The sequence below is a fragment of the Rhizobium sp. PL01 genome, assembly GCF_033447125.1.
GTDB lineage: Bacteria > Pseudomonadota > Alphaproteobacteria > Rhizobiales > Rhizobiaceae > Pararhizobium.
This window is the reverse complement of the sequence record NZ_JAWQUM010000013.1, coordinates 63760-75307: the sequence shown is the minus strand read 5'-3', so window position 1 is coordinate 75307 and position 11548 is coordinate 63760. Positions and strand designations below refer to the sequence as shown.

Sequence of the window (11548 nt, the reverse complement as noted above, 5' to 3'; positions counted from 1 at the left end):
GATGGGATAGCTACCAACCTGGATCGGGTCATTCCACGTGGTCCCGCAGGGCAAACTGTCCGGGAGAGAGAAGGCCCTTCTCTCCTCTTTGGAGATGGAAAGGGTGTAGTCGCTCTCATGCATCGGATCGAAACTTGCCAGTAGCTGCAAGAAGTTCGTCTTCCACTGCGCTTTGGTCCACGAACAGAAAATCGCGCCACGGTTCCGGAGCTTTTCAAAGACCTCAGGCTGCGCCGGATCGAGACGCCGCCAAAGCGCAATCACGCTCTTTGCCTGGCCAGCAGAATGCCGGCATGGTTTTTCAAAAGGCCGTAGGAGAGCAAGCAGGTTATCCTTTCCGACTACGTTGCCACAAGTGACTGGTTAACTGGCCCACGGATCGATGATATCGATTCCGAAACCCTCAAAATCCTTCGTGTTACGCGTGGCGAGGGTGAGATCGTGCGTGATCGCGGTGGCAGCGATCAGCCCGTCCATTGAAGCGAGCCCGCGACCGGCTCGCTTCGCAAGTCCCATGAGGTCGCCCCAGGCCAGGGCGACCGGCTCTTCTACTGGAACAACGCGGTGTTCAAAACGTGCCGGAAGATCCCGGGCAAGCCATTCCGCCAGAGCGTCACGTTTTCGTCCACTATCCATCAGGGCGACACCGCGCCGAATTTCCGCGATCGACACAACACTGATGAAGGCGCGATCCTCGTCAATCCGATCAAGCCATTCTAGGACGCGTCCATCGGGGCGTGGTTTGGTCACCTCGGACAGAACGTTAGTGTCGAGCAGCAGTCTCACAGCGGCAAATCACGTGGCTCGTCTCGTTGGCGCTCAAGGTCCAGATCGGTGCCGCGGAGAGGGGATTCCATCAGGAATGCCGCCAGCGGGCCTTTGCGCGCCGTTTTCCTTTGCCATTCCTCGGCCGAGACGACAACGACGCTTGCCTTTCCGTTCCGGGTGATCGTCTGGGGGTCGGATTGCGCGCGTTCGATAACCTCCGAAAGCTTCGCTTTGGCGCTGGCGACCGTCCACGTTTTATCATCCTGAATCGATCTCTGCATTGCTCGCTCCTGACTATAATGACTATCGTGACTATATACGATGATCAAGCCAAAATGCAAGCTGGAGAGGGGAGGGGTCTCGTGCACGCTGGAGGCCCACCAGCCTAACCAACTTCTGATCGTTCAGGCAATTGGCCTCGACGGCATTTCTTCCTGCTGGGCAGGGAGGGAGGCGGCATCAAACGGCCAACCGCATCGATAACCCGCAAGCGCCGTGCTGATAAACAGCGCAGCGTCCTGGAAACGGTATCTTTAGGGTTCTGCGCGATGATACGGCCGTTCTCGGCATGCCGATACATAACCACCGACAATGCAACATTATCGGTCGTTTTCTGGGAATGACGGGTGGTGCGCTTAGGTTCGATTCAATCCCAAAAAACGCACCTTGCAAAATCATCCCAGCCAGGGGTCAACGACGACCGCGCCGGCACCATCAAAATCCTTGACGTTGCGGGTGACCACTGCGAGCCCTTGAATGAGCGCGGTCGCAGCAATCAAGCAAACCTTGTCGCGAAATTACAATGGGTAATTTCCGAGCCTAAAAAGGCGGATTCGTATAGGTTATAAGGGTTTTCTAGCAAAGGATTTGGACTGAAGCCATTTCGTCGACCAGAGAAACGGTCGATCAAAACTCCTAGAGAAATAGGTGGCGCAGGCCCTTTCCTGACGTACATTTGTCAGTTTAGCTCGGATAGGTGATCGAAATGTCCATAAAGACTGTGCTTTGCCCTGTTGAAGCTGATGGTTTTAGCAATGACGTGGAAAATGCCATCGCATTCTGCAGGCTACGAGATGCGCATTTGACTGTCCTCGTCGTTTATACCAGCGCCCCGACGCCTTTTGGTAGCTACGATGTGATTTCCTCCGTGTGGATGGCAGAGCGTGAGCGGGAGATCGGCAAGCTCGCCGAGGCAAAAACACGAATAAGCGACATGCTCCTCAGAAGTGATGTGTCAGGAGACGTGCAGGACGTTTATGCCGAGTTCGCATGGGCCGCAGAAGAAATTGCCGAAAGAGCCATGTATTCAGATCTCGTGTTCATCGGGTCAGAGGCCGCCGCTGTCGAGACGTTTCGTAGACATGTCGTGAATGGTGCTCTATTTGAATCACCGACAGCCCTGCTTATCGACAACAGGCGCAGCAACGTGCCACTTCAACCCAAAACGATACTCTTGGCATGGGATTCCAGCAACGAAGCAGCACGCGCGGCTCAACAAGCATTGGAATTTCTCCAGGCTGCCCAAGGCGTCCATGTCACGTTGATTGATCCCGTTGCCTCTAGCCGCAGGAATGGTGAAGAACCTGGAGCAGACGTAGCAACCTACCTTTGCCGGCATAAGGTGAATGTTTCAGTAGACCGCATTGCGAGTGGAGGACGGGCGCCCGCTGACGTTCTGCGTATGCATGCGAGGGACATCTCTGCTTTCGGCGGAACGTCACTGTCGATGCTGAATCATCCGACCCTTCCGCTGTTTCTGTCCCATTGAGCGTGCGCCGCAAATGCCTTGAATAATTTACCCTCCAGAAGGAAAGCACTCATCGGAACGCAATCCAGATGCTGGGCACTACAACTCTCTTCGGAGTTTATGCCAGAATCAGGAGAGCAGCAGTTTCACCGGCGCATGGTAGCTCCGAGCCACTATCGGTGAAAATTAAACTGAGTAGTTTCCGAGTCTGACACAGCTGATTGTAGAGGGCCTATACATGGGGAGGTCTTTGGTATGACTCAGATCTTCTGATGACACGGTCGCTGCATAGCTCTAGTTTCACTAGACGGACAACATCGCCAAAATAGCGTGCAGTATACCTACGCATGAACCCGGTTATCGCCGTCCAAAGCCGCGGGTGTGGGGCGTCGATCAAATGACCTGATTCCAAATTTGTCCGCATGCAAATAACCTGGAGATAACGATGACGCAGAAAAGCACACTCGCCCACCCCTTGCTGCGCTATGACGGCACTGCGAGAATCGTGCATTGGTTGACTGCGATCCTCATCGTTGCAGTGTTCTGTCTCGGATTATTTGTCGATGCGTTTCCGCCCAGCTGGGAAGACAGTGTTGTCAACACGCACAAGCTGATCGGTGTTTCGATCCTCTGTCTGGTTGCGTTTCGCATGATCTGGAGACGCAACCACAAGCCGCCGCCGCCCGAGCCGATCGGCCTCATGCTTCAGCGTGTGTCTTCGATAAGTCATGTCCTCCTCTACTGCCTCATGATAGCTGTGCCCCTCGTCGGCCTGGCCTTTGCGGCTCGAAGCGGCCAGTGGATCGATTTCGGCTTGTTCTCCCTTGGACCTGTGTCGGTTGAAGACGAGGGGGTCGCCAGACAGATTGGTGAGATCCATGAACTCTTGGCCTACATGCTAGTCGGCGTTGCGGGTCTGCATGCTCTGGCGGCACTCTGGCACCATCTCGTTCGCAAAGACGCCGTGCTGATGCGGATGCTTCCGCCAAAATGACCCTTGAGGCAATGTTGCCGCTAAGGTCAGCTGCAAGCCGTGGTGACACTTCATGGAAGACGCAATGTATCCGCACCTGAGACATTTTTTGCGCCTCCAGCAGTCTCGCATTCTGATCGGATTTGCTGCAACGGGGCTTGCCGTAGGTGGCTTTCTCTTCTGGTCCTCACATCCTGTACCTGCCAGTTGGGCATGGTCAGTTGCAACCGCCCCTGTGCTTCTTGGACTCTTCGTTCAAATCGTGATGTCGCTGCAGAAGGGCGATGTAGGCCTCGATATCGTCGCCGCCCTTTCTATGTCTGCGGCATTGGTTTTTGGCGAACCGTTGGCAGCGAACGTCGTCGCCATGATGTATGCGGGCGGGCAGGTCCTTGAGGACTTTGCGCAGGGGCGGGCCAAAAAGGAGATGACGGCTTTAATGGGGCGTGTCGCGCAAACCGCGATGCGGTTCGACGGCGACGTCCTGCAACAGGTTTCGATTACGGCAATCAAACCTGGAGACAGGCTTCTTATTCGCCAAGGCGACGTCTTACCGGTCGACGGCCGCGTGGTGAGCGATGTCGCCGTACTCGACCTGTCTGCTCTGACGGGTGAATCGCTTCCGCAAAATATAATGAAAGGGAGTGAAGCGATGAGCGGTTCGGCGTCTGCGGGCGCCGCGTTCGAGCTTGTCGCAAGCCGCCCGGCCACCGAGAGCACTTATGCCGGTATTGTGCGTCTGGTCGAAGCCGCGCAATCCAGTAAAGCGCCGATGGTTCGCATGGCTGATCGATACGCCATCGGTTTCCTAGCGCTGACGGTGACGATTGCCGCGATCACCTGGTTTCTGACACAGGATACGATCCGGGTGCTCTCCGTCCTCGTCGTTGCCACGCCATGCCCGCTGATCCTGGCCGTTCCGGTCGCCCTCATCTCGGGCATGTCTCGCACGGCGCGCATGGGGGTTCTGGTTAAAGGTGGTGGCGTGCTCGAGACGATGTCGCGCGTCCGCACCGTCATCCTCGACAAAACCGGTACTGTAACCCATGGGCAGGCGGCGATTACCCAAATAAGGACGCGCGAAGGATTTGCCGAGGTGGATGTTCTGAAAGCTGCGGCCAGTCTGGATCAGGCGTCCGGCCATGTGGTAGCTTCGGCGCTTATCAAAGCCGCACAATCGAGAGGGCTGATTTTGTCCGCCCCGGTGGCCGTGGTGGAAACACCCGGAACAGGAATCAAGGGAACCGTGGACGGCCAAAAGGTGGTTGTCGGTGGGAACAGTTTCGTTGCAAGAGAGAGCGGCAATGTTCGGGCGGATGATCTCCTGAAGGACATCGATCCGGCCGCCATGACCGTGGCCGTGGGGGTCGACGGAAAAGTCGCGGGCATTATTGTTCTTCAGGATCAGATTCGCGCAGATGCAAAACCGATGCTGGACGACCTGCGTCATGCGGGCGTCAAGCGACTGGTGCTAGCCACCGGCGACCGGGGCGATATTGCCGTGAAAGTCGGCAGACAACTGGGTTTCGATCTCGTGTTGGGCGATCTCTCACCGGATGCCAAGGTCGCAGCCGTCCGAAGTGAGATTGTAAATGGGCCCGTCATGATGGTCGGCGACGGTGTCAACGACGCCCCGGCGCTTGCAGCAGCAGATGTGGGTGTCGCAATGGGCGCGCACGGGACGGCCTCATCGTCTGAGGCGGCCGGGGTTGTCCTGCTGGTGGATGAACTGGCACCGCTCGTAAAGGCGATGGCGGTTGCGCGCCGCAGTCGAACCATAGCGCTCCAAAGTGTCGTGGCGGGCCTTGGACTGTCGCTTTGCGCCATGGCTTTCGCGAGTTTCGGATATCTGCCGCCGGTTCAGGGTGCCCTGACACAGGAGGTTATCGACGTCGCCGTGATTTTAAATGCACTGAGAGCACTTCGATAGAGATGCAATAATTCGGTTTCAACCGATGATCCATCGATAAACGTCAGGATAGATCGACACAGCCCAGACGTTCAGGTTCCCGTAAGTTGGGACCCTTAGCCGTTACGGACTTTCCAATCAAAAAGGTGATAAAGCATGCGTTCCTTTCGACATACACTCGCGGCCCTTGCCGTCATCTGTCTTGCAACGCCGGTATTTGCTGCAACCAGGGTCGAAGTCACCGAGGGTGGTGAAGGTGGTGGCCCTATGACCCTGACGCTGGATCAGTCGACGATCAAGGCCGGCGAGACAACGTTCCTGGTTCACAACGACGCAATGAGCGAAGAGCACGAAATGGTGCTTGTGAAGCTGAAATCAGCTGATCAGAAGATTGCCGTCGATACCGCCAAGGGCCGGGTCAACGAAAAAAAGCTGAACAGCATGGGAGAAGTCTCTGAACTGAAACCCGGCGCAGACGGCGGGCTGAAAGCCAAGCTTGTGCCCGGTTCCTATGTCCTTCTCTGCAATATCAAGGGCCATTTCCAGGCGGGTATGCATGCCATGCTGACCGTTACCAAGTAAGCGCGCCGTCGTTGGAATTGTTGGTGATCTCGAGGGCCGCGGTAACGTCCCCCTCGAGATCACCCCTCTTTTAAGCAGAAGGTGCATATCTCACTTGAAAACACTCGTCGCATTTTCCCTGCCGCAGCGCGTCCTGCACTGGCTGACGGCAGGACTCGTTTTCTTCAATCTGCTGCTTCCCGATGGCATGGAAGAATGGAACCGCAGTATCAAAAGGACCGGGTCGGCAACAGCGGACCAGGTAGGCAGCGCTAATATCCATGCTTATGTCGGGATCGCCATCCTGATCCTCGTCGTCCTCCGTCTCGTCCTTCGTTTTGTCCAGGGCGTCCCGCCGTCATCGCCACTGGAGCCCGCACTCTTCAGAGTGGTGGCGACGATTGCCCATGTGCTTCTTTATGGCCTTCTGATCGCGATGCCGGTTACGGGGATGGCCGCTTACTATTTGGGCTATGATGGTGCAGGCGACGTGCACGCCGATATTCTCAAGGTCGTCCTCTGGGTGCTGATCGCCGGCCATGTGCTAGGGGCTCTCACTCACAAGTTTTACTGGAAAACAAATGTTCTTCGCCGGATGACGGTCGGATAATCCCCACTGCCGATCAGTCGGCAGGAGCAACGCGTCGGGCAAAAGGAAGACACAGGATTGCGCATGCGGTCAGGACCGAAATAACCAGCCACGCCTCGTTGAGGGCCTGCACTGTCGCTGCTGTTTGCAGCAACGGATCGAGCATCGCCATCGTCGCTTCGTCCAGGCCGCCTTTATGCTCGGCCAACGTTTGAAGTGGCACGCCGATGAATGTCGCCGTATCCATATCCCCCGCCTGCAGACGCTCCAAGAGTGAGCGGCCGAGCGGCTCCGAGCGCGTATAAATGATCGTGTCGATCAGCGCGATGCCGATTGCACCACCCAGATTGCGCATCAGGTTGAACAGACCGCTGGCATCCGGAACCTTGCCTGGCGACAGCGTGCCCAGCGCCAGGCGTGTTGGCGGCAACAGGCAGAACATGATGGCGACGCCGCGCACGATCTGCGGCCAGAACATCGCGTCATAGTCGGATTGCGGGTCCTGGAACGCGCTCATCGCGATGCCGACGGCGAACAGCGCAAACCCGGCGGCAGATAACAGCCGTGCGTCCACGCGCTTTTCCAGAGCGACGGCAATGGGTGCGGTCACGAGCTGCGCCACGCCGGTAACCAGCATGGTCATACCGATCTCAAGCGCATTGTGTCCTCTGACGAAGGCCAGAAAAACCGGCATGAGGTAGACCGAGCCGAATAGGCCGATACCTAGAATGAAACTGAGGATCGACCCAATCAGAAAGTTTCGATCGCCAAAATTGCGGAGCTCGACAAGCGGAGGTGTCCGAGCCAGCGACCGCCAGACGAAGACGCATCCGGAGAGGACCGACAGACCAAGCAAACCAGCGATGTAGAGCGACGTCCAGCCGCTGGTCGGTGCCTCCTTCAAGGCAAGCTCCAGTGTGGCGAGACTGACCGCCATCAGCGCAAGCGAGAGGAAATCCAGATTCCGAAGTTCGGCGGTGTGGGGACGTTCGCGCGGCAGGGATTGCACAGCGACGAGAGCAGCGGCAATTCCTGGAATAACGTTGATGAGAAACAGCCAATGCCACGAATAGGTTTCTGTCAGCCAGCCGCCGACGACGGGTCCAACGGTTGGGGCGAGAACGGCGAGAACGCCAGCAATCGTCGTGGCGATAGCCTGCCGTTCCTTCGGAAACAGGATGAAGACGGCTGAAAAGACCGACGGGATCAAAGTGCCGCCGGAAAAACCTTGGAGAACGCGCCACGATACCAGCTCACCGAATGTGCTGCTCGTCGCGCAGCCGGCGGATGCGATGACGAACAATGTCAGTGAGGTGACGAACAGCCAGCGCATCGTCAGAAACCGGGTCAGGAAACCCGTCAATGGTATCGCGACGACCTCGGCGATGAGATAAGCGGTCTGTATCCAGCTCATCTGGTCTGGATTGATATCCAGTGCCGACTGGATGGTCGGCAGCGAGGTCGCCACAACCTGAACGTCGAGAATGGCCATGAACATGCCGACGCACATCGCCATGAACCCCGTCCAGACCAGGAGGGGGGTCATGGCGATGTGCGAAGGGTCAGGCCTGTTCGGCATGGGACAATCCTGAAAGGGCTGCGTTTTCGGCCCTGATCCGTATCGTCAGGACAACAGCGTTGACGACCGAGAATATGAGCGCATACAGCGGCATATCAAAGCACAATGGAAGGACGGCGATCTCGCCGATCACGACGACGTAGTTCGGGTGGCGCAGCAATCGATAGGGGCCGGCTGTCACAAGCCTCTCGCCGGACACGACGATGATCCGTGTCGTCCAACGCCGGCCAAGGGTAGACAAGGTCCAGAGCCGCAAGACCTGAAGCCCTGCAAAGACCGTGACCCAACCCATGTGAAGCGGCGCATCCCAGGCAAGCAACCATAGGCCAACAAGCCATGTCGCATGCAAGACAACGATAGCCGGATAGTGGGCCGCTGCAACTTCAATCGCGCCTCTGGCCATCAGTGCTTGGGTATTGCTTTTGGCGAGCCAGAGTTCGCCCAACCGCTCGACTGTCACCGCCGTGAGGAGCAGGATGGACCAGATCATGCTGCGGCCTTCAGGGACACGCAGCTCAGTGTAAAGCCCGGCCCCATGGCCGTCAGCAGCGTACGGCGTGGCAGGCCGGAGGAGATAAGACGATCCAGCACGAATAACGCGGTCGGTGAGGACATGTTGCCATAATCCGACAAGACATCCCGTTCATGGTTCAGGCTGCCCTGACCGAGCGCCAGCGCCGTCTCCAGCGCATCGATAACTTTCGCACCGCCGGGGTGACAGGCAAATCGGTCGATATCCTCAACCGTCATACCTGATCGTCCCAGGATAGAGGTCACGGCGGGCTGAATGTTTGCCGCTGCAAACGGCGGTATTGCCCGATCGAAGATCACGCCAAGTCCCTCCGGATCGACGCTCCAGCCCATAATGTCGAGCGTATCGGGCCAAGTATGCTGACCACTCATCTCGACTTCCGCGATACCGTCATCTGTAGCACGCAACACGCAGGCCGCCGCGCCATCACCGAACAAGGCTGTTGCGACGATATTAGCTTTCGTCAGTTTGTCTATCCGGAACGCCAGAGTGCAGGTTTCCACTGCGACCAGCAGAACGACCGATCCCGGCCTCGAAGCCGCCAGACGCGACGCAATGGAAAACCCCGAAACGCCCCCGGCGCAACCTAGCCCGAAAACAGGGATTCGATCGACATCGGTGCGAAAACCCATCTGTGTGCTAACGCGTGCCTCGAGGCTCGGCGTGGCGATGCCTGTGGAGGTCACGGTCACAATCGTGTCGACATCGACAGCAGACAAACCCGCCGCTTGCAATGCATTGTTGGCAGCAGAGACGAACAGCGCACCCGCACCCTCGATAAAGGCATCGTTCCTGTCCGGCCAGCCCGGCGTCTTGAAATACCAGTCGAGTGGACGCACGCCATAACGGCGCCTGATGCCGGAACTTTCAAAGACCTTTGCCAGGCGTTCGAAGTCTGCATATCGGGAGGAAAAGGCCTGATGGGATGCGAGTGCTGCGTCACGTTGATCAATGACATGCGGGGGGACTGCAGTCCCCATCGAGACAAGCTTTACAGATTCCGGCATGAAAATTCCTGCTGAGGCGCTTCAGGGCTCGGGCCTCCCGCGCCACAGCAGGTCCAATGTAGAAACGTGCCGTTCCGAGAAAGGTTTCGTGTCGACCGGAATTAAGTTAGAACTATTCTAAACGTAGTCATCACGGTTTACTTGCAAGGGCGAGTTTCGTATCGACGATGCCCGTGGCAATCATATCGGTATATTCAGACGGAGCATTGTAGCCGAAGTTGTTTTTGTTGCTTTCCAGGATGCGGCCGAACACGATCGAGCCTTCATCGCCCGCGCTATCGGCTATACGCAAACTAGCGACTGCAGAGCCTTGCGTCGTTGGCCCTTCTACTAACATCCCGCATCGTCTCACCTTCAGCACATCCCTAGCGAAAAAGCCGCCAGCCTGGTCTCTGAATGTGAATTTGGGCTGTGGTCAGCCCCTCATAGCTGCCATGGTCCCATTCTTCCATGTCGTCCCTCAGCACGATGTCGTTGGTATCAAAGCCGGAGAGCGCGTAGGTGCATGGCGCGTTGTGACGGGCTGGACCAAACCGCCGAGAACGGTCGCGAACGTAGATGATGTCCGAGAGTCTGGCACGATCGCTCGCCCGCTTGCGTCAGAGAAATGTCGACATGGCCTGTGTGGATCCCTGATGCGCTCCAGGCCGTCTCTGCATGTCTGACAAGCGATCTCGGGGTATAAACTATGTGCCATCTTGCATCCTTTCCTGTTGGCCGTTCTGAGTTCACCACGTCCTGCCCAAATGATTGACTTAGGACGCGCGGCCTTATTTCAGCGATTGTCGAAATCGTCCAAGCGAGAAGAGAAAGAGAACCGCACCGATCGCGCCAAGCGCCAGGAACTGCGGCCAGACGCTCGCCAAGCCGGCGCCCCTATATAAGATTGCCTGCGCGAGGGACACGAAATGTGTATTGGGCGCAGCAAGCATGATGTTTTGCAGGAGGGCCGGCATACTCTCGCGCGGCGTCATGCTGCCCGACAGGATCTGCAACGGGAGAAGCACCAGCATGAGCAGGAGCCCGAACTGGGGCATTGAGCCGGCCATCGTAGCGAGGAAGATGCCAAGCGAGGTGGTGGCAAACAGTTGAAGCGAAGCGCCGAACAGAAAAAGCAGGATGGAGCCTTCGATGGGGACGCTGAGCAGTCCCTGTACAACGACCGTGATGGAAAAGGCCGATGCAACCAGCACCACCAGTCCCATCGACCAGATCTTGCTCGCCATGATCTCAAACGGTGTGACGGGCATGACGAGAAGATGTTCGATCGTCCCGTGTTCGCGTTCTCGGATGAGCGCCGTACCGGTCAGGACGATCGAGAGCATCGTTATGCTGTTGATGACATTCATGACGGATCCGAACCAGCCCTTGTCCAGCTGCGGATTGAACCGTGCCCGCAAAACGAGATCGACGGGTTGGGCTACGGGTGTGCGGTTGTGGTTCGCGAACTCGGAGATTTCACTGGAAATGATACTCTGCACATAGCCACTACCGCTGAAGGCCTGCGTCATGCGGGTTGCATCGACATTCAGTTGTAGCGTGGGGGACCGACCGGCGAGAAGATTTTGCTGGAAGTCCGGCGGGATGTCGAGGGCAAACGTGTCGAGACCAGCATCCATGCGCTGGTCCATCTGGCTCAGAGATATGAGCTGGGGCCGTCCGAAATACGGGGGATAAAAAGCGCTGCTGATGCGCGTCGAAAGAGGCGAGTGATCTTCATCGACGATCGCGATCGGCGCGTTGTTGAGAGCCTCCGGCATTGCCGTTGCAGCCGTATAGATCGAAAGGGTAAATGCATAGACGATCAACAGCAACAGCATGGGATCGCGCATCAGCCCACGCAGTTCCTTGACGCCCAATTGGCGGATTGTGGACAGACGCAT

General features: G+C 57.2%; 13 protein-coding genes and 1 pseudogene. 5 read left to right on the top strand and 9 right to left on the bottom strand.

Translation table 11 applies throughout. The features are described from left to right. Nucleotides 1-363: 363 nt before the first annotated feature. The 3 genes and pseudogenes from R6X40_RS26020 to R6X40_RS26010 form a co-directional block, all read right to left on the bottom strand. Nucleotides 364-786: a type II toxin-antitoxin system VapC family toxin gene (locus R6X40_RS26020; RefSeq protein ID WP_318417444.1), complete on the bottom strand. Its 423-nt coding sequence runs from the start codon at nt 784-786 to the stop codon at nt 364-366. Continuing rightward, on the bottom strand, nt 783-1049 hold the full coding sequence (locus R6X40_RS26015) for a type II toxin-antitoxin system prevent-host-death family antitoxin (protein WP_318417442.1): 267 nt from the start codon (nt 1047-1049) through the stop codon (nt 783-785). The genes R6X40_RS26020 and R6X40_RS26015 overlap by 4 nt, the downstream gene beginning before the upstream one ends. A 393-nt stretch (nt 1050-1442) precedes the next feature. Continuing rightward, nucleotides 1443-1547: pseudogene (locus tag R6X40_RS26010) on the bottom strand (VapC toxin family PIN domain ribonuclease); the annotation flags it as partial. Between the two features lie 206 nt (nt 1548-1753). On the opposite strand from R6X40_RS26010, the gene R6X40_RS26005 reads away from it, so the two are divergent. The 5 genes from R6X40_RS26005 to R6X40_RS25985 all read left to right on the top strand — a co-directional run bounded on the left by R6X40_RS26005 (nt 1754) and on the right by R6X40_RS25985 (nt 6568). Further along, complete coding sequence (locus R6X40_RS26005; protein WP_318417440.1) at nt 1754-2536, top strand: universal stress protein; 783 nt, start codon at nt 1754-1756, stop codon at nt 2534-2536. 424 nt (nt 2537-2960) lie between these two features. Then, nucleotides 2961-3509, top strand: a complete 549-nt coding sequence (locus R6X40_RS26000; RefSeq protein ID WP_318417438.1) for a cytochrome b — start codon at nt 2961-2963, stop codon at nt 3507-3509. A gap of 52 nt (nt 3510-3561) precedes the next feature. Next, nucleotides 3562-5418 (top strand): heavy metal translocating P-type ATPase, encoded by a 1857-nt coding sequence (locus tag R6X40_RS25995; RefSeq protein ID WP_318417437.1) that lies wholly within the window; start codon nt 3562-3564, stop codon nt 5416-5418. 135 nt (nt 5419-5553) lie between these two features. Next, nucleotides 5554-5979, top strand: a complete 426-nt coding sequence (locus R6X40_RS25990) for a plastocyanin/azurin family copper-binding protein (RefSeq protein ID WP_318417435.1) — start codon at nt 5554-5556, stop codon at nt 5977-5979. Nucleotides 5980-6073: 94 nt separating this feature from the next. Continuing rightward, nucleotides 6074-6568 carry a cytochrome b gene (locus R6X40_RS25985; RefSeq protein WP_318417433.1) on the top strand — a complete coding sequence of 165 codons (495 nt, stop codon included), beginning with the start codon at nt 6074-6076 and terminating at the stop codon, nt 6566-6568. 13 nt (nt 6569-6581) lie between these two features. Here the strand turns inward: R6X40_RS25985 and R6X40_RS25980 are convergent, their stop codons facing one another. The 6 genes from R6X40_RS25980 to R6X40_RS25960 form a co-directional block, all read right to left on the bottom strand. Next, entirely contained in the window at nt 6582-8126 is a 1545-nt protein-coding gene (locus R6X40_RS25980) for a DHA2 family efflux MFS transporter permease subunit (RefSeq protein ID WP_318417431.1), read from the bottom strand. Continuing rightward, nucleotides 8110-8616, bottom strand: a complete 507-nt coding sequence (locus R6X40_RS25975) for an isoprenylcysteine carboxyl methyltransferase family protein (protein ID WP_318417429.1) — start codon at nt 8614-8616, stop codon at nt 8110-8112. The genes R6X40_RS25980 and R6X40_RS25975 overlap by 17 nt, the downstream gene beginning before the upstream one ends. After that, the gene (locus tag R6X40_RS25970) at nt 8613-9665 is read right to left on the bottom strand and encodes a type III polyketide synthase (protein ID WP_318417427.1); all 1053 of its coding nucleotides are present in this window, start codon (nt 9663-9665) and stop codon (nt 8613-8615) included. Before R6X40_RS25970 ends, R6X40_RS25975 begins: the two co-directional genes overlap by 4 nt. A gap of 130 nt (nt 9666-9795) precedes the next feature. Further along, on the bottom strand, nt 9796-10002 hold the full coding sequence (locus R6X40_RS25965; RefSeq protein ID WP_318417663.1) for a hypothetical protein: 207 nt from the start codon (nt 10000-10002) through the stop codon (nt 9796-9798). A gap of 143 nt (nt 10003-10145) precedes the next feature. After that, complete coding sequence (locus R6X40_RS31685; RefSeq protein ID WP_412178468.1) at nt 10146-10397, bottom strand: histidine phosphatase family protein; 252 nt, start codon at nt 10395-10397, stop codon at nt 10146-10148. Nucleotides 10398-10435: 38 nt separating this feature from the next. Continuing rightward, entirely contained in the window at nt 10436-11548 is a 1113-nt protein-coding gene (locus R6X40_RS25960; RefSeq protein WP_318417426.1) for an ABC transporter permease, read from the bottom strand.